Origin of the sequence: Enterococcus sp. DIV1304_2 (assembly GCF_050555445.1) — a bacterium.
Lineage (GTDB): Bacteria > Bacillota > Bacilli > Lactobacillales > Enterococcaceae > Enterococcus_B > Enterococcus_B pernyi.
This window is the reverse complement of sequence record NZ_CP187851.1, coordinates 517,000-536,897: the sequence shown is the minus strand read 5'-3', so window position 1 is coordinate 536,897 and position 19,898 is coordinate 517,000. Positions and strand designations below refer to the sequence as shown.

Sequence of the window (19,898 nt, the reverse complement as noted above, 5' to 3'; positions counted from 1 at the left end):
CAAAAATTGGCAAAAAGAACCACTTTTGTGACTTCATCTAATCAATTGAAGTTGAATCTTTCTTCTTGATCTTCCTAATTCAAACGTAATTCTTGACCAGGATTAAAGAAGAAATCATCCATCGTCATGCCATTCAAGGACAAGATCGTCTCAACTGGTACACCAGTCCGTTGCGCAATTTGATTTGGACCTTCGCCTTCACGTACAACGGTTGTAGCTGCTTGATTGGCTTGATTGCTCATATCTTCTGTGGACTGTGCCGTGTACTGACTGGCTTGTGACTCCGACGTTTCTGTTGTTTCTGGTGTCGCTTCCGTCGAAGGTGTCGTCGCTTCCGAAGAGGATTCGCTACTAGGTGTCGCTGCTTGAAGTTCCGCACTTGTTCGCAGATAAATGTCGGAGATCCGAGCGACCTGCGCCGTGTAACTTGCAGATAGCTGATTGATCATGGTATCTAGGTCGATATCCTCCTTATTGGAAGCATCTTGGTACATCCCTCTTAATTTACTGATTCCTTCATCCGATAAAGCTTGAAGTTCTCTTGCTTTTCGGTTGGCAATGACCGAAAGACCATTGACACCGTCTTGATTGTTTTGGATCTCTGCTTGGTACTCTTCGATCAACACTGGGGTTTTATCTTCGATTTTCTTCGAATAATCTGCAACGACTGCCTGTAGTTGTTCAGAAATAGCTCCTGAAGGTTCTGTTGCTTCGCTGCTTTCTTGTGTTGCTTCAGTTTCAGATGAAGCAGTAGTTGAAGCTGTGGACGATTGCGTCGTTTCACTCGTCTTTGCTACCGAGTTTTCACTGGCATTGTTTCTACTATGGAGATATAATCCAGTACCTGCACCAACCAGTAGTAAGACTACTGCAACAGCGGCACCGATTTTCATCATACGCATGCGTGATGCTTGTTTCTGTTGTTGTCTTCGAGCTGATCGAACATTGCCACGCTGTTCATTTTCTTCATTCATTTCATTCACCACCTGTTATTTCTGTAAAAAAAATAGCGTTACCAACTTTCTTGTAGTTCCATTGTAGCAAATAATAAGCGTTATGAACATTTTTTATTATGTTATTACTGAAGAAAAATCACCATTTTTGATGATTCCAAGATTCTCCATCGATTTCTCCTTGCAACTGCTTGATCCGTTCATTGATTTCGACAAATAAGCGTGACATTTCATGAAGTAAGGCTTTGCCCTCATAATCCGCTTGCGTACTCAATTCGGCTAATTGTTCTGTCAACCATTGATCCATTATAAGATCCTTCCTTTCATCTCTTGTAGTATAAATGTCAGATCTTCAATGTTTTCTTTGGCTTCTTCTAACATCGTTTCGATCATCTGTTGCTTCATCGGTGCTTTTTCCTTGATGCGTTCATTTTGCGCAAATCGTTCGATAAACCAATCGATCCGATTGATCAATGAAGGTTTTTCGACTAATGTGAGATATTGCTGATAACTGATCAAGCGTTCAAATCGTTGTTCTTGAGTCAAGTACATGAACTGTGCTAAAACAAACGGAGGTAAAAAGGTCATCTGGAATTTATGGGCAATTCGTTGGTAAGGACGCAAATACTCCGAGATCGTATACTCTTCTTTCCCACCTGCTTGGTATTCTTTTTCACTCACGCCGGTTGTTAAGACGATCCCTAATTCTTTACCTGATAAGACTGCTGTTGCCGCTTCTAACACTTGGTCTTGCCACATTTTCAAATGGGCTGGCGCGCTATACCAATAGAAAGGAAATTGGAAGATGATCCGGTCATGCTCTTTCAATAAAGCAAGTTCTGCTTGAAGATCAATTTTCCCATCTGGATAACAAGCTTCTAGATGATGCCAAGTAGTCGATAGCTGGCTGGATGCTTCTTTAAAAAACTGTTGGTTCAACGATGTGTCAATTGTCGGATGGCTGACAATAATCAATGTTTTCATAGCTTTTTCCTCCCGTTTTCTAGTCTAGCATATCCCAAGAAAAACCCAGTCAACAATGCCTTTATGTCTTAGGTTGCCCAAGAAATGATGGCTTGTTCTTCTAATTGCTTTTTTAATTGTTCTGCGGAAACTCCTTTGATCTTTTCGTTATTCATTCGTCTACGATAGTTTGTCGCCGTCTCACCAGTGAATTTCTTGAACATGCGGCTAAATACGACCAAACTATTGAAGCCGACTTGATAAGCGATTGCTTCAACGGATTCTTCCGTCAGAGATAAGAGAAACGCTGCCCGATTGATGCGAACACCGATCATATATTCTTTGATACTGATCCCCATGTGATTTTTGAACACACGAGAGAGATGACTTCGGTTAACGGATAATTTTTTTGCGATCTCCTCAACAGTCAAACGCTCGCTGTAATGTTCTTCGATATACTGTACCGCATCAACAGCGAGGGCTGAATAACTTTTTTGTTCTCCTAAATGAACATAGCCACCATCTTCTAATAAGAGCGCGAGCAATTGATACGTCAACGCATTTAATTGCAGCTCATCGACTAGATTTTTTGTCGAGTAATTCATACATGCCAAGATAATCTCCACATATCTAGCAATTTCTGAAGAAACCATCGTGTATTGATCATCTTTGAATAAAGAATGTTGAATGATTTTATCGGCTACTGCCCCACCGAAGGAAATCCAACAGTAGACCCAAGGATCTTCACCATCCGCCAAATAAAAAGTAGAATCACCCGGTCTAATCAAAAAAAGATCACCTTTTTTTAATTGATATTGCTGATCTTTTACGCGATAGACTCCTTTTCCTTCCATCACGATATGCAAAATATAATCTTGACGAATAGCTGGTCCAAATGAATGAAAGGGCAATGTTTTAGAAAAACCGCAAAAGTCAAAGTATAGTTCTTGTGAGATGGATTGATGTTCTTTTTTCAAAAAAATCGCTTTTTCCATTGACGTACCCTCTTTCGTATTTTCTTTATTCTACTATAGATGCAACAAAAAGTTAAATACTGCTCACAGAAATACATTCAAGCAAGTGCTCTTCTTTGATATGATTGAATGGTAAAAATAGTAACTACTTGATTGTAAACGCTTCATTTAATGGTATAGTTAATTTGATTAGGCGTAAACTGCGCCTACACCAACTAATAATCCAGCACCAAGAAAGGACTACTTAAATGGACATTACTAAAAAAACATTTGGACAATCTGCACATTTGATTACTTTAACCAATCAACAGGGTACGACCCTCGCTGTTACCGATTTAGGCGCACGGATCGTCAGTTTGACATTCATGGATAGAGAGTTGATTCTAGGTTTTGATTCAGCAGAAGAGTATCTCGAAAAAGATGCCTTTATCGGAGCAACGATCGGACGAACTGCTGGGCGGATCGATGCAGGCAAATTCACCCTCGACGGCCAGACGTATCAACTACCTGTCGATCCCGCAACTGGTCACTCCTTACATGGCAGTGCGCCAAGTTTTGAAGAAAAAATCTGGCAATACGAAATCATTGATGGCGAACAAGAAGCCACTGTGATCTTTACCACGACTAGTCCCGATAAAGAGCGTGGTTTTCCAGGGAATTTATCCGTAGAAGTTCGCTATACCCTTACAGAAGATAATATTTGGCGTGTCACAACGAAAGCAGTCAGTGATCAATTGACACTATTCAACCCAACCAATCATGTTTATTTCAACTTGAGTGGTGATGTGACGCAACCAATCGATGACCATACTTTGTGGGTCAACAGTCACGCGTTTGCTGAATTACGACCGGACAGCATTCCGACAGGTGAACAAATAGAAGTGACTGGAACACCGTTTGATTTTCAAACACCAACAAAACTAACGACTGTTTTCACCAGTGACTTTCCACAAAAAGAATTATTTGATGGAATCGATCATCCGTTCTTCTTAAAGGACACAGGCTTAGATAAAACAGCCGCTTCTCTTTTAAGTCCAGATGAAACAATCAAAGTCAGTGTCAGGACGGATGCATCGAGTATCGTCATTTTCACTGCCAACTTTGGGGAAGATACACCTGAAATGCGCGGGCAACGTTTAGCGAACCATGGCGGCATCACTTTTGAAACACAAATCGCTCCAGGAGCAGAACGTTACCCTTCTTTTGGCGACATATCTTTGGTACCGGAAACACCATTTGAGACGATTACAGAATTCAAACTTGAAGCAAGAGAGGAACAAGACAGATGAATAAAACAGCACATTTAACAACGAAATTCAATGAATTATTTGGTGAAAAACCAACATCAAACTATTTTTCACCTGGGCGAATCAACTTGATCGGTGAACACACGGACTACAACGGTGGACACGTTTTTCCTGCATCGATCACTTATGGCACTTACGGCGTTGCTGCACGTCGAGAAGACAACAAAGTATTAGTTTACTCAACAAACTTTGAGGAAATCGGCGTGATCGAATTCACGCTTGATGACCTGACATTTGATAAAAAAGACAACTGGGCAAATTATGTCAAAGGAATGATCTTGAAACTAAAAGAAGCTGGCTATACCATCGAGAGCGGTTTTGAATTGGTGATTGAAGGAACGATCCCTAATGGTGCCGGACTTTCTAGCAGTGCTTCGTTAGAATTATTAGTGGGGGTTGTTCTGGAAGATTTGTTTGATTTAGCGATCGATCGTTTGACACTCGTTCAAACTGGAAAAAAAGTAGAAAATGAATTCATTGGTGTCAATTCAGGGATCATGGATCAATTTGCGATCGGTTTTGGAGAAATCGACCATGCCATCTTGCTAGATACGAATACATTACACTATGAAATGGTCCCAGTTAAATTAGATGACTACGCTGTGGTTATCATGAACACGAATAAGCGACGTGAATTAGCAGAATCGAAGTATAATGAACGCCGCAGTGAATGTGAAGAAGCCTTGAAACGTCTACAAACGAAGCTGGACATCAAAGCTTTAGGCGAATTAGATGAAGCGACTTTCGAAGCGAATACGGACTTGATCGGTGATGATACACTGATCCGTCGTGCACGTCACGCCGTCACTGAAAATCAACGAACATTAAAAGCAAAAGCTGAATTGGAGCAAGGAAACTTAGAAGCTTTCGGTCTATTATTGAATGATTCTCATTACTCACTCCGTCATGATTACGAAGTCACAGGCATCGAATTAGATACACTTGTAGATGCTGCACAAGCGCAACCTGGTGTATTAGGCGCACGAATGACAGGCGCAGGATTTGGTGGCTGTGCCATCGCTCTAGTCAAAGAAGAGGAAATCCCCGCCTTTAAAGAAAATGTCCATGCACGTTATTTAGAGGTTGTAGGATATGAGCCAGAGTTCTATGTGGCACATATTGGAAGTGGTACGACGAAAATCACAACAGATACCTCTATTTCATAATCTTCTTTTTTCAAGAAACAGGTTTAGAAAAATAGCATGATAACATATATAGCAATAAGTAATAAGGTAGGAATTGAGAAAATCGTTTCTCAATTCCTACCTTATTATCGTAAAAGTATATGAATCTAAAAAACTATCTTGACCCAATAAAACAGCTAGAGTTACTTGAATTTCTTTAGTTATCCTCACTGTTAGCTTCAAGAAATGCTTCGAGTCGAGTCATATCATGTTTAGATAATTCTCCTATATCTTTACACTTAAAAAAAGTTGATTTTTTTGAAAGAATAAATAAATTTCCAGTATCAATCCAAGACTCTTTTTTTAAGTTTGAGTCTATCCAATCTTCAATATGAAAATAGAATTTTTTTATCGAATCGGATTTATTTCTAAACTTACTAGTTATTGCATAAAAGAATACTTCATTCTTATTATTTTCCACAATCAAAACAGGTCTTCGTTTTCCACCTTCACTTCCAACATAGGCAACATACATTGATACGATTTTATTCATCATCATTTAACCAAGCTTCTAAAGTCTCATTGTCCTCTATTCTAGTTATATTAGATGACTTTTTTGCTAGTCTAGCAATTCTTCTTGCTTGCTTTGTTCGTTCAGACAACTTTACTTCAAAAGGCAATCCACCCTCCTCGATTACTTGTTTATAAAAAACAGTAATTGCAGTTGTTGGATTCATGCCTAAATCTTGCAAAATATCTTCAGCTTCCGTTTTTAAATCACTCTCAACAGCGACTTGAATTCTTTCTTTTTTTGTTTTCATCTTCTACACCTCCGAACATATTATACTCACTATAAACTCTTTTTTTTTATTTTATCAATATATATGTAAAAAAGATAGTATAAAACAAGTAAAGTCAATCAGCCTTCTTTTTCACAAAAAAAGATAGAAAGAAGCTATATGCATTCTTTCTATCTCAATCATTCTAAAATTTTTTTATTACTCGTATCACTATTTTGACTTGCAACGCTACAAAGTGTTCAGTCGTTTAACCCAAGATCTCAACAATTGCTTTGTTGAATTCAGGCAAGTCATCTGGTGTACGGCTAGTGACTAATTGATTATCGATCACCACTGCTTCATCTTTGACATTGGCGCCAGCGTAAGCCACATCTGGACGAACAGTATCGTAAGCAGTCATTGTTCTGCCTTCTGTTAGACCGGTTTGGATAAACAATTGTGGGCCATGACAGATAGCAAATAACGGTTGGTCATTTTTCAAGAAGTAAGTAACGAAATCAACAAAACGTTGATCCTTACGTAATTGATCCGGTGAGAATCCTCCAGGGATCAAGAGCGCATCGAAATCTTCAGGAGAAACTTCATCAATGCTGCGATCGATCGTGAACTCGCCACCTTTTTTGCCTTTGATCGTTTGGTTTGCTTCAAAACCAATCGTTGTCACTTCATTCCCCGCATTTTCCAATGCTTCTTTTGGTGAAGTCAACTCAATATCTTCGACTAAATCAGTTACGATTGCTGCAATTTTTTTTGCCATTTTTCCTCTTCCTTTCTTATCGCTTAATTCTAGCCTAAAGGATTTCAGAAAAGTGTGCAAATCATCTGTTTATGATTTATAACTTATTTTATTTAAAAGAAAAATGATAGTTTCTCTTTTAAAGTTAAGCACCTAGTTTTTCACGAACAATGGCTTCAGTCAATGTCTTTGAAAAATTTAGATGCATTTCTTTACCTAACTTATCTGCCCATTTTGGGATCGTTAACGTCTTTTTTACAGGTTCCTCTGAGCCTAAATATTCTGTTAGATCTACAGCGACCATTGAAATAAATGATTTTTCAGCATCATATTCTAATATGAACTCAGAGTCACTTTTAAAAGGGTTATTTTCTATAAGTGACAATGAATTGATAAGAGATGGTTCAGGTAATGTTCGGTCTTCTTCTATCTCAGCCGCCAAAAGAATCCCTAAGTAATCAGAGGCATTTTCGAGCGCTTCAGGAATGTCAGATCCGCTTGTACCAGCCATCTCCGGAAAATCTGGAAAGAAAACAGAAAATCCCGAGTCATAGCCTTCACTTGTTTCTAAATAGAATAATGCCGGATATGAAACAAGCATGATTCTCCTCCTCTCTCAAGAAGCAGGAACAGAGCTATTTTAACCCTGCCTGCCTCAGTATCGCATGTTCTGTCCCTTTAGGTAGCTTGGAAGGAACAATGATTGGTCGATTTACTCCTGGTAGTTTCACTTTTATATGAGAACCTTTTCCACCCTTAACTTTTAACCCACCTATGGAAATCAAGAGTTTGACCATTTCCTGTTGTGTCATTGGCATTGTTACAATACCTCCTGACATATCTATACTAACACGTGTAACACGTGAAGAAAAGAAAAAACACGTGTTATACGTGTAAAATCAAATATAGAAAAATTATTCAATAAAAAAACCAAGGCAGCTATCTAGGTTCAGCTGCTTTGATTTATTTTCTGTATGTCGCTTTTTTATCCTCACGGCTACGGTACACGGGATATTCTCCAATCAATTGGACCGGAAATGCTCGCTGTTCCAGTAGTTTGATTGCTTCGTTCAATTTTGTATCTGCTTGTTCAATCTCTACTTCGATCACGAAAAAGTATTCACCTAACGAGGTTTTTTGCGGTCTAGACTCGATTTTGGTCAAATTAAGTTTTTGTTCTGCAAATACCGCAAGTACTTGATATAACGCACCTGGGCGATTTTCTGGCAAGTCTACAAATAGCGTTGCTTTGTAAGTACTAACTGGTAACTTAGATGACATCGGTGAAGAACCTAGTAGCCAAAAACGGGTTTCATTGTTGCGGATCGATTGGATATCTTGCTGAACGATGGTCAAACCAAACTGTTCCGCAGCTTCTTTAGGTCCGATTGCCGCGATTTTTTGTTCAGGATGCTCGGCAACTTGTTGGGCACCTTGGGCAGTCGAACCCATTTGCTCGATTTCCACGTCAGGGAACTGTTGCTTCAAAAATACTTGCGATTGTGCCAACGCTTGCGGATGACTACAGATTTTTGTTACCTCTTGCCACGTCTGTTGATGCTCAGGATGCACCATCAATTGTTGCTTGATGGGCAAAACGATTTCTCCTTGGATCATTGGTAAGGTTTCATAGACATGGTCTAATGTGGGCAATACGGAACCTTCGATGGAATTTTCGATCGGTACCATCGCATAATCGATCGCATCGTTGATCTGGGCATCAATCAAATTTGTTAAAGCTTGATACGGAGACCAATCGCCTTCGTTGAAATAATTCTTTACTGCACTATATGTGAAGGAACCTTTTGGGCCTAGATAACCAATTTTCATCGATTCATCACCTGCTTTATGATTTCTGAGACAATTTCTGCTGGTGACTTACCAGTTGTTTCTATCGTAAGATCTGCTAATGTTTCATAGTGTTTTTTCCGCGAAAAAAATAATTCTTTTAACTCTGTATCATCTTTATCGAGTGCCAACGGACGGGCTTGTTTGTGATCTTGGCGGATACGTTTGATCAAAAGATCGGGATCAGCTTTTAAGTAAACCACCAGATGATCTGTCAGCAGTCGTTGATTTTCTTCTTGTAGGATAACTCCCCCACCTGTCGCAATGATCGCTTCTTCTTGCAACGAGTTTTTCAACAGCTTCGTTTCTTCCTGTCGAAAGGCAGCTTCGCCATGTAATTCAAAATACTGACTGATCGAACAGCCAAACTCCTCGACTAGTTTTGTATCCATATCGATCAATGGTTTCTTTAACTGCATAGAAAGCTTGCGACTGATCGTTGTTTTACCGGCGCCCATAAAACCAATCAGCACAATTGCAGCCATTAGTTTTTCTCCTTGATCAGACCAGCTAGATCAGTGAAGAAGTCAGGATAAGAAATATTTACCGCTTCTGGATGGTTCAATTCAACTGGTTCATCGGTCAATAATGCGGCAATCTGTAACATCATGCCAATGCGATGATCCCCATGACTGTCAACAATTGCCCCATGTAAAGGTGTCGGACCATGGATGATCAGCCCATCATCTGTTGTTTCGATGTTTGCGCCCATTTTTATCAATTCTTCCGCTGTCGCATCGATGCGATTTGTTTCTTTCACTTTTAATTCTTGTGCGTCCCGAATGATCGTCGTGCCTTGTGCTTGTGTTGCAGCTAATGCCAAAATCGGTAATTCATCGATCAAGCGAGGAATGATTTCTCCTTCGATCGTACACGCCTGCAAGTTGGCAGAACGTACCATTAAGTCAGCCGCTTGATTTTGTTGATCGATCTGCATTTCTTGGATCGAAGCACCCATTTCGATCAATACATCTAAAATCCCTGTTCGTGTTGGATTGATTCCTACTTGTTTCAATAAGACTTCACTATCTGGCAAAATACTTGCTGCGACTAGATAAAAGGCTGCTGACGAAATATCCCCAGGTACCGCCACGTTTTGTCCAACTAACCGTTGCCCGCCAGCAAGTGTGATCACTTTATCTTCTACTCTGATTTCTCCACCAAATTGTTTGATCATTTCTTCTGTATGATTCCGTGAACGTTCTTTTTCGATGATCGTTGTCTCACCATCTGCTTGAAGTGCCGCGAATAAAATCGCTGATTTGACTTGCGCACTAGCAATCGGCATCTCATATTCGATTGGTTTCAAAGGCCCACCAGTCACTCGTAAAGGTGGTAGATCTGGATGTTCGATCCCTTTAAGATCCGCACCCATTTCACGTAAAGGATTCATCACTCTCCCCATCGGGCGACGATTCAACGAGTCATCTCCAGACACTTCTGCCGAAATCTTACTTCCAGCTAAAATCCCTAAAAGTAAACGGATCGTTGTACCAGAATTACCTGCATCTAAACGTTCTGTTGGTGTTTGTAATCCCTCTACGCCATGACCATAAACATGGATTTTCTCTTCTTCCTCTTCTATTCTCACACCTAATTGTCTAAATATGGACATCGTACTCAAGCAATCTTCTGCTTTTAAAAAGTTCGTTATCGTCGTTTTTCCATGACTGATTGCACCAAACATGATGCTGCGATGAGAAATCGACTTATCTGCTGGAACCGTTAGCTCACCTTTGATTCCATGTGTAGCATTAAGTAATTGCATTGTCTCAACTCCTGATCCAACAGTGAAAATTTTCCGCTTGAATCAATGCTTGTCCTTTTTCTAAATCGGTTTGATTTTTGAAGGACAATTCAAGGACTCCGAAAATATCTTCTCTAGTTTCTTGTATTTTTAGATTGATGATTGAAATATCTGCTTGGCTCAAAGCCGTTGTCACCTTAGCCACTGCACCGGAAATATCCGGAATATCAACGTATAGATCATAGAATGCTGGAATCGTTCCTTGTCGTTTCTTCGGCAACTGATCCCTTGTCTGCTTCGCTTGTGCAAAAAATCGATAAATGGCCTCTTCATCATTTCTCGCAAGTTGTGTTTTCAATGTTTCCATGGAGGATTGCCATTCTGCTAACAAGGACAACATGATTTCTTGATTCGTTAATAAGATATCTGTCCACATTTTAGGATCAGATGAAGCAATTCGAGTAATATCCCGAAATCCTCCGGCGGCAAGTTGGGAGGCTCTTGGATGTTTCTGATTGAGTTCATCACTGGTTTGCACTAAACCAGCAGCCACGATATGAGGCAAATGGCTTAAGACACCGACGATCTCGTCATGATTTTTGGCTTCCATCAACACAAATTTCGCTCGCGTCGGTTCCAATAGTTCCATCAATTCATCCACGCGCTCACTCTCATGATCATTGGCCAATATATAATAAGCTTCCTCGAACAAATTGGGATTGCCGGCTTTGACTCCTGATTTGTGCGAGCCTGCCATTGGATGCCCACCAATAAAAGTAAAAGGTAATTCCTTAGCCGCTGTCATGATTGCTGCTTTTGTACTGCCAGTATCGCTGACCAATACCGTTTCCTTTAACGGAAGTGTTGCTAATCGTTGCAAATAATCCAAACTAACTTGTACAGGAACCGCTAATAAAATAACATCCATTTGACTCGCTTCTTCGATCCCAGACACCAGATGATCCACTAATTGGACTTCTTCTGCAATTTTTCTAGTTTCTGCTGAATGATCCCATCCATAAAGAGTCACATTCGATCCTTTGATGGCTCGGCAAAGCGAAGCACCAATCAGACCTAAACCTAAGACGAATACCTTTTTCTTCATATCGCTCTCCTTACTAAAAGTCTTGGATCATCTGCCGATGACTGGCCACAGATTTTTTCAGCTCACTCATGTTATCCGCTGGGAAATGTTCAAGGATCTCCACGGCAAGTGCTGTTGCAATAACGTGTTCAGCAACCACCGAAGCTGCGGGTACAGCCGTACTGTCTGAACGCTCGACACTTGCTTTGTATGCTTCCTTCGTATCGATATCGACACTCATCAATGGCTTGTAAAGTGTCGGGATCGGCTTCATCACACCACGAACGATGATTTGTTCGCCGTTCGTCATCCCACCTTCAAAACCACCTAAATGATTGGTTGTCCGGCGGTAGCCTTGTTCTTGATCCCATGTGATTTCATCCATAACTTTAGAACCTGGTAAAGTCGCTGCATCAAAACCGATCCCAAATTCCACCCCTTTGAAGGCATTGATACTCAGCATGGCTTGTGCTAATTTTCCATCTAATTTTTTATCCCATTGGACATAACTACCCAAACCAGCCGGTACATTTTCAACCCGGACTTCGACGACACCACCTAAGGTATCACCTGCTTTTTTCGTCTCATCAATCAATGTTTTGACTTGTTCTTCGATTTCAAGATCGACCATATTAACTTCGGAGATCGTTGTTTTTTCTTTGATGACTGCTACAGGTAGCACTTCAGGTATCGTTGCTTTGATTCCTCCAAGAACCGCTACATGACTGGCAATTTCAATATCTAGTGCTGCTAGGATCTGTTTTGCTAAAGAACCGATTGCCACACGCATCGTCGTTTCCCTAGCGGAAGACCGCTCTAACACATTTCTAAGATCTTGATGTTGGTATTTCATACCACCGACTAGATCGGCATGTCCCGGACGTGGTTTCGCTACACGGCGACGTGTGACATGTTTTTCTTCGATTGGCTCGACTGACATCACCGTCTGCCAATTCTTCCAGTCTTTATTCTCCACGATCATTGTGATTGGCGAACCAAGCGTTTTACCATGTCGAATACCTGAGGTGATTTGGACACGATCTTTCTCGATCTTCATTCTGCCACCACGACCATAACCTCCTTGTCGCCTCACAAGATCTTCATTGATTTTTTCAAGTGAAACTTCTAAACCTGCCGGGATCCCTTCAATAATGGCAGTTAACTGTGGACCATGAGATTCTCCTGCTGTTAAAAAACGCATTTATTTCCCCTCCTTTAAATAGTCTTTCACGGACTCAAGCGGAATTTCTTGGATCCTTGCTTGTCCGATCTTATCTAATAAAATGATTTTCAATGTCTTTCCACGTGCCTTTTTATCGTGGGTGATCGCATCATAAAGGGATTGCTCCTCCCAAGGTTGGTACTTGATCGGTAACTGATACTTTTCGATCATTTGGATCAATTGCGCAGTGATACCCACTGGTGATTGTCCCAGCTTTTCGGCTTGTTTGGTGATTTGCACCATACCGATCGCTACGGCTTCGCCATGACTGATCTGACCATAACCAGCAGTATTTTCGATGGCATGTCCGATCGTATGGCCAAAGTTCAATAACAAACGATTCCCGTTATCGAATTGATCTTCTTCAACAACTTGTTTCTTCACACGCAACGCCTTTTCAATGATTTTTTCACTATTAGCCAGTAAGTCAGCAACTCCTGTTAAGCTTGCCAAATCTTGCCATAGCGTTTCATCACTGATTGCGCCACACTTGATGATCTCAGCGATCCCTTCTTGGATTCTACGTTCTGATAAAGTGGTTAACGTCTCTGGATCGATCAATACCCCATCTGGTTGTGCAAATGTCCCGATCATATTTTTCGCCATAGGTGCATTGATCGCTGTTTTTCCTCCAATGCTTGAATCGACCTGTGCCAGTAAGGAAGTCGGGATCTGGACAAATGAGATCCCTCGCATATAGGTGGAAGCAACGAAGCTGGCTAAATCGCCGATCACTCCTCCTCCAAGCGCAATCACCGCATCACTACGCGTAAATTGTTCTTCTGCTAAAAACGCATAGAGGTTAGCTGCCATGTCGAATGATTTGCTGCTCTCCCCAGCTGGAACAACATAGTGGACGACTTCGTAGCTTGCCCGCAACTGTTGACAAATTTTTTCGCCGTATATCGGAAAAACATTCGTATCACTGATAATCGCGATTTTTTTATTTTTCCAGATTCCTTCGATCCACACAGACACATGATCGAGTGCATTTCGTTCAATGATGATCTCATAGCTTTTTTCTGGTAAGACAACTTCTAACATGACGCTCCTCTTTTCTATAAGGCTTTTATTTTATTCATTGCTTCAACTAAAATCTCGACTTCTTCCATCATTCTTAGGTAGTTCTTTTCATTCAATGATTGCTGTCCATCTGACCATGCGTGGATTGGATCAGGGTGGATCTCTACGATCATCCCATCTGCGCCACTAGCAACTCCGGCTCTTGCCATTGGTGATACGAGATCCCAAACCCCGGTACCATGACTTGGGTCAACGATGATTGGGAAGTGACTTAATTTTTTGATGATCGGCACAGCACTGAGATCGAAGGTATTACGTGTCGCTGTTTCGTAGGTGCGAATACCACGTTCAATAAAGATGATGTTTGGGTTGTTTTGTACCGCAATGTATTCCGCCGCATTCAACCATTCTTCGATCGTCCCTGAAATCCCACGCTTCAAGCCGATTGGTTTTCCTGTTTTCCCAACAGCTTCTAATAAACGGAAATTCTGCATATTTCTGGCACCGATCTGGATGATATCTGTGTATTCACAAACGACATCGATATGGGCTTCATCCATGACTTCGGTAATAACTTTTAAGCCGTAATGATCCGCTGCTTTACGCATCATTTTCAGCCCTTCTTCTCCTAATCCTTGGAAAGCATATGGTGACGTTCTAGGTTTGTAGGCTCCTCCACGTAAGACCGTTGCCCCACCAGCTTTTGCCATACGAGCAGTTTCCATGATTTGTTCTTCGCCTTCTACTGAACAAGGACCCGCCATCGTTACAAAACTACCATCACCGATTTTCAGACCATCCACATCAACGACTGTATCTTGCGGATGAAATTCTCGAGACGTCAGTTTGTACGTATTAGAGATTTTTACTGCGCGCTCCACCATGTCGTATCTTTCAAACGGTACGCCTTGGATAATTTTTGGATCACCGATCAATCCTAAAACTAGACGATCTTTGCCATGGTTGATCTGGACGTCTAAGCCCTCTTCTTTGATACGTGAAAGTACTGGTTCTAGTTGGTTTACTTCAATTCCTGGTTTAATAATTAAAATCATAAGATAACATCCTTTTTTATTTTTATTTTTTTATCACTGTTTGAACACTTGATCGACAATGGAAAATCGTTCGTTGTTTACTTAAAATAACTCGTTGGAAAATGAACTGATGTGGTTCTCCTTTCGTTAGGTATAAAAAAAGCCCGCCGTAGACAAATCTACAGTGGGCCTTCACCAATTCTAACAAAAAAGCCACTATAGATTTTCATCTATGTGGCGGACAAGTCATCTCAAACATCCTTAGCCATCATAGATACAAACGTTGTGTTTGCACCCATGAATGTCATGAATACAAACCTATCTAAAATAGCTAAAGTAATACGTATTCAGTTGTGAATTCAATGTGATTTTCATAAGAAATCGCTCCAAACTGATTTAAGATTGGTTTAAGTATAGATTTCTTTCTGAAATAAGTCAACTACTTTTTCAAATCTTTTTCTCTTTATGCCAATGATCCTTTAGAAGACCGATGTTTTTTTAAAGTTCCTATTGATTTTTTCGTTGACAAAAAATGCGAACATGTGTTCTAATCATGTAGAAGAGGTGACTGTTATGTTTAAAAATCAAAATCCTGTATTTGACTATCATAAAGAACCTTCTAGAGATATTTTATGTATTGATTGTAAGTCGTTCTATGCTTCTGTTGAATGTGTCTCACTTGGATTAGACCCTTTAACAACCAAACTAGTTGTTATGTCGTATCCCGGAAATTCATGGGAAGAACGTGGTAGCGGGTTGATCCTTGCCTCTAGCCCAGCTGCAAAAAAAGCCTACGGGATCACGAATATCAGTCGTGCGCGTGATTTGCCCTTTCCTTATCCCAGTGATTTATATATTGCCCCACCACGAATGGCCTATTATATGGAGAAGAACAAAGAAATCAATGCCATTTATAAAACCTATGCAGACGAGAGTAACCATCATGTCTATTCGGTCGACGAAAGTTTTTTGGATATCACAAATAGTTTGAATTTGTTCGATGCACCTGATGCCCGGGCACTTGCAAAAAAAATTCGTCAAGACGTTTATGATCAGACAGGGATCTATACCACGATCGGTATCGGTGATAATCCACTATTGGCAAAATTAGCTCTGGATAATGAAGCGAAGGATACCCGAGACATGATCGCCGAATGGCGTTATGAAGACGTCCCTGAAAAACTTTGGCGGATTCCTCAGCTGACAGATTTTTGGGGGATCGGTCGAAAAACAGCGATTCGTTTAAATAAAATGAACATCCATAGCATCTATGAGCTTGCACATGCGGATTACTATCGTTTAAAAAGTGCAATGGGGGTAATTGGTACACAACTTTATGCCCATGCCTGGGGAATCGATCGAAGCTTTCTTGGCGAAGTCTACACCCCTAAATCAAAAAGCATCGGAAATAGTCAAATCCTCAATAAGGACTATACTCGCCGAGAAGAGATTGAAATCGTGATCAAGGAAATGGCGGATCAAGTAGGCACACGCTTACGTCGAGAAGAAGCAAAAGCACAAGTAGTTAGTCTGTGGGTCGGTTTTTCTTTAGGCTACACAGATGTTTCAGGAAAAACCGGGTTTCACCAACAGATGAAAATCGAGCCGACCAACGCCAGTCATGTCTTAGCAGAAGCACTATTGATGATTTTTGATCGACATTATCAACGTCAAGATATCCGAAGTATCGGCGTCAATTGTTCTCGCTTAGTTTATGCGACTGGCTTGCAATTGAATCTATTCGATGATCCTAAAGAGCAAGTCAATGCGGCAAAGATTGACTTTGTCGTGGATAAGATTCGACAAAAATATGGATTCAAAGCAATCGTCCATGCACATAGTTTACTGGAAGGTGGTCGAGCAATCGCCCGCAGTTCGCTTGTAGGCGGTCATGCTGGCGGAATGGCTGGTATTGAAGGTGAAGGACATGCGACGCACGAAAAAAGAATTTCTCGATTACAATGAATACCGCGATCGCCCCTTTGGCTTGAAATGGGGAACCGCTTTTGCCATGGATGAATTAGTTAAAGGGATCGATGAAAACGCTGAAGACGCCCTAAAAGACCTCCCTCCCCAATCACAAATGACGCGAGAGGAAATCGACCAAGTCCTGTTACAGTCCTTTCTCTATCAGCAAAAAGTAACGATTCAATTAAATACAAAGGATGAATTTGGCAGGTATTTAGAAAATATTGAAGGCGTCTTTTTTGGAGAAAGTGATGAAGATGAGGTGACGATCGATGACAATCAAATCCCTTGGCAAGATATTCGCCATATCGAATTAAAGCAAGAAGAAAAATGGTCGCATCTCTCTACTTTTGCTACCATGGGAAAAATCAGCAATCGTATGCCTCAATCGCACAAACAAGAAGAGATTCAGTTGATCAAAGATGAATTTTACCAAGAATTCCCAACCGACAATGACTAAACGACTAAATAAAAAAGGAAGCGTTCGTTATGAAAACGATCTATACCCATTTTGAAACAGTGATCATCACCGCTTATATCGCCAAGCAAGAAATTGCTCTTCTGACAAAAAGCGGCAAACATTACCAAGGAAAAATCCAGTCCATGATGACAGAAGAAGGTTTTTATATAAACGACCAGTTTATTTATTGGACAGAACTTGCTACGATCGATTTAAAAGAAGAATACTTTCACTTTTGGCGACACGTCATGACAAAAACAAGCAGATAGGTCCTTTTTTGTCTTATTTGATTTTAGAGGTAACTCGAAACTAGATTTCGCATAATAAAAAGACTTGCCATTAGCTATCTAGTAACGCTTAAAACAAAATAAACGAGAAAATCCAAAACTTAAAAACAGTTTTTAGATTTTCTCGTTTATTTTTTGGAGTTGTCTATTTCCGTCACATTTCATTTAAAATAATTCACTGTGGGAACCTAGCCTAGCAAGTATTAGTAGTAATTGATCAGTATCAATCTTATATACTAATAGCCAATCTGGGCTGATATGACATTCTCTAAATCCCGCATAATTGCCGGTCAAATGATGATCACGATACACTTTGGGCAATTTATGTTGGCTTTGCAAAAGAGATAGCACCTTTTTTAATTTGGCTAAATCTTTCCCTTGCTTTTTCGCTTTTTTATAGTCTCGCTTGAATTGTGAGGTATAAAAAATATCAAGCATCCAAATCCTCCAGCAACTCATCAACAGAGCTGAATCCTCCATGAATATTCCCATCTTTTGCATCTTTTAGCGCTTGCAAAGTGGCCGGATTTCCTTTTTCAATTTTAAAAGGAATTGCCTGTTTATTGACAGACTGTTTCAAAAAAACTGTAATTGCGGTTGTCATATTCATACCTAACTCATCAAATAATTGCTCAGCATCCTTTTTCAGCTCCTCATCAATTGATATATGGATTGGTTTCTTTTTTGTCGTTTCCATGTTATCACCCCTATTATTTTTCAATTTTATTTTAACATAAAGACAACATAAAATCACCATAACAACAACATAAACACATATCGAACACCTAGTTATTCCTTATTTTTCTGATCAACGCTCGTTCTAATCGTGGTCGATTATAGCGTTGAATCATAATAAACGGAACATTGACAAGAAGCGCATAAAAAACCATGACCCACCCCGCCCATCTTGGATTCCACAAAAAAAACAGGAACGCTGGCGGGATCAATAGCCAATGTGTCAGCTCTGCTCTTTGCGTTTCGATGATGAATTTCTTCAGTGCAGCAGAATCAGTCTTGCCAAGCCTTGATTTATCGAATCCTCTCTTAGCAATCACCGTACCATCTGGTAGCTTATCTTTCCATTTTTTGATTCGGAAATTTTTTTCCCAAAAACTCCCTCGCTTTTCAAAAGAAAAGGAACGAAACCAACGATGCTTTCTTTCAAAAAACGAGTCAGCGATTTGGCGGACACCGTAGGATATTCCTAAATGGAATATAAACCAGACAAGAATGTCGAGCATGACTAATACTCCAGTGGTCAAATGGATCAGCGGCATAAAACCCTCCTAAAATTTGATTTTTCTTCCTTTCCAAGTCACTGATTTCAACAGATACGTTTGGATCAACGACCATAAAAACAAGAAAAGGAAAAAGAGAAAAAAGATCGGGAAAAACAACAAGAAAGCAAGGGTGAAATTCCCAACACGTTTGGCAAAGATGATGCATTGGCATACATACAGACAGTAGATGACTAGCGCAAACTGCCATTGATCCGTACGAAAAGCCAATACAGAGCCAACTCCACCAGCTATCCATAATATGGTCCCGAACAAAATAAAGGGATTGGTGGCTCTTGAAGCTGTTGCAAAATCCTTTGTCCACCCTTGGATCAATTGCTTGAACCCTTCTGGATACATGCGAAAAGCAATCAACTCTTTTCCGCCGTATAAATGGATGGGAAGATCTTTCTTTAGGAAGCGCTTAGCTAAAGCCATGTCATCTAAGATCCCACTAGGCATATCATTATGCCCATCCACCTGAAAATAATCTATTTTTGAACACAAGATACACGGACCGAATGCCCCCGCTGCTTTTACTTTTTCCCCAAACACAGAAAAAGTATTCAATCCTACTAGAATGATCACATTAAAAATAAAAGAAAACTGTTCATAAAAGCGAAAGGTCTGATGAAAAGGTTGTAGCGACATTAGTCCACGCTTTCCTCTTTTTTCGTATTCAGCCAATAATCTTTCCAAGCTATTCTCGGTTTGGAAGAATGTGTCCGCATCTAAAAATAAGAAAGTCTCACTTTTAGCATGCGTTGCACCTAACCAACAGGCAGCCGCCTTTCCATGCTGTTCACGATCATTTGAAAAAACTACTGTACCTAAGCGCTTGGCGATTTCAGCTGTACCATCAGTGGAAGCATCATCTACTACGATGATCTCTTGTGGTTGGATCGTCTGCTTCTGGATTGATCGAAGCAATTTTGGAATCGTGTTAACCTCATTACGTACAGGAATAATGATTGAAACACTTGTTGCAAGTCGAGTCGTTGGTGCTGTTTTCGCGAGAAACGGCAATCGATAAAAGATACACCACCCTGCAAGCCAAGCGACGAAAAGGACGATCATGATCAGTAACAAAA

The 19,898-nt window shown here is 40.4% G+C and carries 25 protein-coding genes; 5 read left to right on the top strand and 20 right to left on the bottom strand.

Annotation, left to right across the window (positions count from 1 at the left end; translation table 11 throughout):
• Positions 1 to 74 precede the first annotated feature (74 nt).
• The 4 genes from IGJ14_RS02570 to IGJ14_RS02555 all read right to left on the bottom strand — a co-directional run bounded on the left by IGJ14_RS02570 (position 75) and on the right by IGJ14_RS02555 (position 2,911).
• The gene (locus IGJ14_RS02570) at positions 75 to 974 is read right to left on the bottom strand and encodes a LysM peptidoglycan-binding domain-containing protein (protein WP_066025175.1); all 900 of its coding nucleotides are present in this window, start codon (positions 972 to 974) and stop codon (positions 75 to 77) included.
• Positions 975 to 1,092: 118 nt separating this feature from the next.
• Complete coding sequence (locus IGJ14_RS02565) at positions 1,093 to 1,260, bottom strand: hypothetical protein (RefSeq protein ID WP_171844979.1); 168 nt, start codon at positions 1,258 to 1,260, stop codon at positions 1,093 to 1,095.
• Positions 1,260 to 1,937, bottom strand: coding sequence for an NAD(P)H-dependent oxidoreductase (locus tag IGJ14_RS02560; protein WP_066025176.1), 678 nt, complete (start codon positions 1,935 to 1,937; stop codon positions 1,260 to 1,262). The genes IGJ14_RS02565 and IGJ14_RS02560 overlap by 1 nt, the downstream gene beginning before the upstream one ends.
• Positions 1,938 to 2,005: 68 nt before the next feature.
• Positions 2,006 to 2,911, bottom strand: a complete 906-nt coding sequence (locus IGJ14_RS02555) for an AraC family transcriptional regulator (protein WP_010736261.1) — start codon at positions 2,909 to 2,911, stop codon at positions 2,006 to 2,008.
• A 227-nt stretch (positions 2,912 to 3,138) separates the two neighbouring features.
• Here IGJ14_RS02555 and IGJ14_RS02550 point away from each other — a divergent pair, with 227 nt between their 5' ends.
• Positions 3,139 to 4,179, top strand: coding sequence for an aldose epimerase family protein (locus tag IGJ14_RS02550; RefSeq protein WP_066025177.1), 1,041 nt, complete (start codon positions 3,139 to 3,141; stop codon positions 4,177 to 4,179).
• A complete protein-coding gene (locus IGJ14_RS02545; protein WP_066025178.1) occupies positions 4,176 to 5,363 on the top strand; it encodes a galactokinase in 1,188 nt (395 codons plus the stop codon). Before IGJ14_RS02550 ends, IGJ14_RS02545 begins: the two co-directional genes overlap by 4 nt.
• 175 nt (positions 5,364 to 5,538) lie before the next feature.
• Here IGJ14_RS02545 and IGJ14_RS02540 read toward each other — a convergent pair whose 3' ends face one another.
• The 12 genes from IGJ14_RS02540 to aroF all read right to left on the bottom strand — a co-directional run bounded on the left by IGJ14_RS02540 (position 5,539) and on the right by aroF (position 14,836).
• Complete coding sequence (locus IGJ14_RS02540; protein WP_229078383.1) at positions 5,539 to 5,874, bottom strand: type II toxin-antitoxin system PemK/MazF family toxin; 336 nt, start codon at positions 5,872 to 5,874, stop codon at positions 5,539 to 5,541.
• Positions 5,867 to 6,142: a type II toxin-antitoxin system RelB/DinJ family antitoxin gene (locus IGJ14_RS02535; protein ID WP_019722390.1), complete on the bottom strand. Its 276-nt coding sequence runs from the start codon at positions 6,140 to 6,142 to the stop codon at positions 5,867 to 5,869. The genes IGJ14_RS02540 and IGJ14_RS02535 overlap by 8 nt, the downstream gene beginning before the upstream one ends.
• 226 nt (positions 6,143 to 6,368) lie before the next feature.
• The gene (locus IGJ14_RS02530; protein ID WP_010736264.1) at positions 6,369 to 6,878 is read right to left on the bottom strand and encodes a type 1 glutamine amidotransferase domain-containing protein; all 510 of its coding nucleotides are present in this window, start codon (positions 6,876 to 6,878) and stop codon (positions 6,369 to 6,371) included.
• Between the two features lie 124 nt (positions 6,879 to 7,002).
• Positions 7,003 to 7,458 (bottom strand): type II toxin-antitoxin system HicB family antitoxin, encoded by a 456-nt coding sequence (locus tag IGJ14_RS02525; protein WP_317742809.1) that lies wholly within the window; start codon positions 7,456 to 7,458, stop codon positions 7,003 to 7,005.
• Between the two features lie 34 nt (positions 7,459 to 7,492).
• A complete protein-coding gene (locus IGJ14_RS02520; protein WP_065096231.1) occupies positions 7,493 to 7,675 on the bottom strand; it encodes a type II toxin-antitoxin system HicA family toxin in 183 nt (60 codons plus the stop codon).
• A gap of 145 nt (positions 7,676 to 7,820) precedes the next feature.
• The gene (gene pheA / locus IGJ14_RS02515) at positions 7,821 to 8,687 is read right to left on the bottom strand and encodes a prephenate dehydratase (protein WP_207463695.1); all 867 of its coding nucleotides are present in this window, start codon (positions 8,685 to 8,687) and stop codon (positions 7,821 to 7,823) included.
• Positions 8,684 to 9,190, bottom strand: coding sequence for a shikimate kinase (locus tag IGJ14_RS02510; protein WP_019722393.1), 507 nt, complete (start codon positions 9,188 to 9,190; stop codon positions 8,684 to 8,686). The genes pheA and IGJ14_RS02510 overlap by 4 nt, the downstream gene beginning before the upstream one ends.
• Positions 9,190 to 10,473, bottom strand: coding sequence for a 3-phosphoshikimate 1-carboxyvinyltransferase (gene aroA / locus IGJ14_RS02505; RefSeq protein ID WP_010736268.1), 1,284 nt, complete (start codon positions 10,471 to 10,473; stop codon positions 9,190 to 9,192). The genes IGJ14_RS02510 and aroA overlap by 1 nt, the downstream gene beginning before the upstream one ends.
• Before the next feature lie 4 nt (positions 10,474 to 10,477).
• A complete protein-coding gene (locus IGJ14_RS02500) occupies positions 10,478 to 11,557 on the bottom strand; it encodes a prephenate dehydrogenase (RefSeq protein WP_019722395.1) in 1,080 nt (359 codons plus the stop codon).
• A gap of 13 nt (positions 11,558 to 11,570) precedes the next feature.
• On the bottom strand, positions 11,571 to 12,737 hold the full coding sequence (gene aroC / locus IGJ14_RS02495) for a chorismate synthase (RefSeq protein WP_019722396.1): 1,167 nt from the start codon (positions 12,735 to 12,737) through the stop codon (positions 11,571 to 11,573).
• Entirely contained in the window at positions 12,738 to 13,802 is a 1,065-nt protein-coding gene (gene aroB / locus IGJ14_RS02490; protein WP_207463697.1) for a 3-dehydroquinate synthase, read from the bottom strand.
• A gap of 14 nt (positions 13,803 to 13,816) precedes the next feature.
• Positions 13,817 to 14,836, bottom strand: coding sequence for a 3-deoxy-7-phosphoheptulonate synthase (aroF, locus tag IGJ14_RS02485; RefSeq protein ID WP_066025183.1), 1,020 nt, complete (start codon positions 14,834 to 14,836; stop codon positions 13,817 to 13,819).
• Between the two features lie 552 nt (positions 14,837 to 15,388).
• Here aroF and IGJ14_RS02480 point away from each other — a divergent pair.
• Genes IGJ14_RS02480 through IGJ14_RS02470 form a run of 3 tightly spaced genes read left to right on the top strand, consistent with a single transcriptional unit; the run spans position 15,389 to position 17,512 of the window.
• A complete protein-coding gene (locus IGJ14_RS02480) occupies positions 15,389 to 16,780 on the top strand; it encodes a Y-family DNA polymerase (protein ID WP_062805667.1) in 1,392 nt (463 codons plus the stop codon).
• Complete coding sequence (locus tag IGJ14_RS02475) at positions 16,743 to 17,243, top strand: hypothetical protein (RefSeq protein WP_207463698.1); 501 nt, start codon at positions 16,743 to 16,745, stop codon at positions 17,241 to 17,243. The genes IGJ14_RS02480 and IGJ14_RS02475 overlap by 38 nt, the downstream gene beginning before the upstream one ends.
• 29 nt (positions 17,244 to 17,272) lie before the next feature.
• Positions 17,273 to 17,512, top strand: a complete 240-nt coding sequence (locus IGJ14_RS02470) for a hypothetical protein (protein WP_019722401.1) — start codon at positions 17,273 to 17,275, stop codon at positions 17,510 to 17,512.
• A gap of 183 nt (positions 17,513 to 17,695) precedes the next feature.
• On the opposite strand, the gene IGJ14_RS02465 is transcribed toward IGJ14_RS02470, so the two are convergent.
• The 4 genes from IGJ14_RS02465 to IGJ14_RS02450 form a co-directional block, all read right to left on the bottom strand.
• Positions 17,696 to 17,968 (bottom strand): type II toxin-antitoxin system YafQ family toxin, encoded by a 273-nt coding sequence (locus IGJ14_RS02465; protein ID WP_019722402.1) that lies wholly within the window; start codon positions 17,966 to 17,968, stop codon positions 17,696 to 17,698.
• Positions 17,961 to 18,227, bottom strand: coding sequence for a type II toxin-antitoxin system RelB/DinJ family antitoxin (locus IGJ14_RS02460; RefSeq protein ID WP_019722403.1), 267 nt, complete (start codon positions 18,225 to 18,227; stop codon positions 17,961 to 17,963). Before IGJ14_RS02460 ends, IGJ14_RS02465 begins: the two co-directional genes overlap by 8 nt.
• Positions 18,228 to 18,315: 88 nt before the next feature.
• Entirely contained in the window at positions 18,316 to 18,807 is a 492-nt protein-coding gene (locus tag IGJ14_RS02455; RefSeq protein ID WP_065096237.1) for a glycosyl-4,4'-diaponeurosporenoate acyltransferase, read from the bottom strand.
• Between the two features lie 9 nt (positions 18,808 to 18,816).
• Entirely contained in the window at positions 18,817 to 19,896 is a 1,080-nt protein-coding gene (locus IGJ14_RS02450) for a glycosyltransferase (protein WP_081277432.1), read from the bottom strand.
• Between the last annotated feature and the right edge of the window lie 2 nt (positions 19,897 to 19,898).

Excerpts from the sequence above, each read along its gene's own strand:
- aroB (WP_207463697.1), bottom strand. The coding sequence starts at position 13,802 with ATGTTAGAAGTTGTCTTACCAGAAAAAAGCTATGAGATCATCATTGAA.
- IGJ14_RS02540 (WP_229078383.1), bottom strand. The coding sequence starts at position 5,874 with ATGAATAAAATCGTATCAATGTATGTTGCCTATGTTGGAAGTGAAGGT.
- IGJ14_RS02550 (WP_066025177.1), top strand. The coding sequence starts at position 3,139 with ATGGACATTACTAAAAAAACATTTGGACAATCTGCACATTTGATTACT.
- IGJ14_RS02530 (WP_010736264.1), bottom strand. The coding sequence starts at position 6,878 with ATGGCAAAAAAAATTGCAGCAATCGTAACTGATTTAGTCGAAGATATT.
- IGJ14_RS02570 (WP_066025175.1), bottom strand. The coding sequence starts at position 974 with ATGAATGAAGAAAATGAACAGCGTGGCAATGTTCGATCAGCTCGAAGA.
- IGJ14_RS02480 (WP_062805667.1), top strand. The coding sequence starts at position 15,389 with ATGTTTAAAAATCAAAATCCTGTATTTGACTATCATAAAGAACCTTCT.
- IGJ14_RS02520 (WP_065096231.1), bottom strand. The coding sequence starts at position 7,675 with ATGCCAATGACACAACAGGAAATGGTCAAACTCTTGATTTCCATAGGT.
- IGJ14_RS02470 (WP_019722401.1), top strand. The coding sequence starts at position 17,273 with ATGAAAACGATCTATACCCATTTTGAAACAGTGATCATCACCGCTTAT.
- IGJ14_RS02525 (WP_317742809.1), bottom strand. The coding sequence starts at position 7,458 with ATGCTTGTTTCATATCCGGCATTATTCTATTTAGAAACAAGTGAAGGC.
- aroC (WP_019722396.1), bottom strand. The coding sequence starts at position 12,737 with ATGCGTTTTTTAACAGCAGGAGAATCTCATGGTCCACAGTTAACTGCC.
- IGJ14_RS02565 (WP_171844979.1), bottom strand. The coding sequence starts at position 1,260 with ATGGATCAATGGTTGACAGAACAATTAGCCGAATTGAGTACGCAAGCG.
- IGJ14_RS02500 (WP_019722395.1), bottom strand. The coding sequence starts at position 11,557 with ATGAAGAAAAAGGTATTCGTCTTAGGTTTAGGTCTGATTGGTGCTTCG.
- IGJ14_RS02535 (WP_019722390.1), bottom strand. The coding sequence starts at position 6,142 with ATGAAAACAAAAAAAGAAAGAATTCAAGTCGCTGTTGAGAGTGATTTA.
- IGJ14_RS02510 (WP_019722393.1), bottom strand. The coding sequence starts at position 9,190 with ATGGCTGCAATTGTGCTGATTGGTTTTATGGGCGCCGGTAAAACAACG.
- IGJ14_RS02560 (WP_066025176.1), bottom strand. The coding sequence starts at position 1,937 with ATGAAAACATTGATTATTGTCAGCCATCCGACAATTGACACATCGTTG.
- IGJ14_RS02460 (WP_019722403.1), bottom strand. The coding sequence starts at position 18,227 with ATGGAAACGACAAAAAAGAAACCAATCCATATATCAATTGATGAGGAG.
- pheA (WP_207463695.1), bottom strand. The coding sequence starts at position 8,687 with ATGAAAATTGGTTATCTAGGCCCAAAAGGTTCCTTCACATATAGTGCA.
- IGJ14_RS02545 (WP_066025178.1), top strand. The coding sequence starts at position 4,176 with ATGAATAAAACAGCACATTTAACAACGAAATTCAATGAATTATTTGGT.
- aroA (WP_010736268.1), bottom strand. The coding sequence starts at position 10,473 with ATGCAATTACTTAATGCTACACATGGAATCAAAGGTGAGCTAACGGTT.
- IGJ14_RS02465 (WP_019722402.1), bottom strand. The coding sequence starts at position 17,968 with ATGCTTGATATTTTTTATACCTCACAATTCAAGCGAGACTATAAAAAA.
- IGJ14_RS02555 (WP_010736261.1), bottom strand. The coding sequence starts at position 2,911 with ATGGAAAAAGCGATTTTTTTGAAAAAAGAACATCAATCCATCTCACAA.
- IGJ14_RS02455 (WP_065096237.1), bottom strand. The coding sequence starts at position 18,807 with ATGCCGCTGATCCATTTGACCACTGGAGTATTAGTCATGCTCGACATT.
- IGJ14_RS02475 (WP_207463698.1), top strand. The coding sequence starts at position 16,743 with ATGCGACGCACGAAAAAAGAATTTCTCGATTACAATGAATACCGCGAT.
- aroF (WP_066025183.1), bottom strand. The coding sequence starts at position 14,836 with ATGATTTTAATTATTAAACCAGGAATTGAAGTAAACCAACTAGAACCA.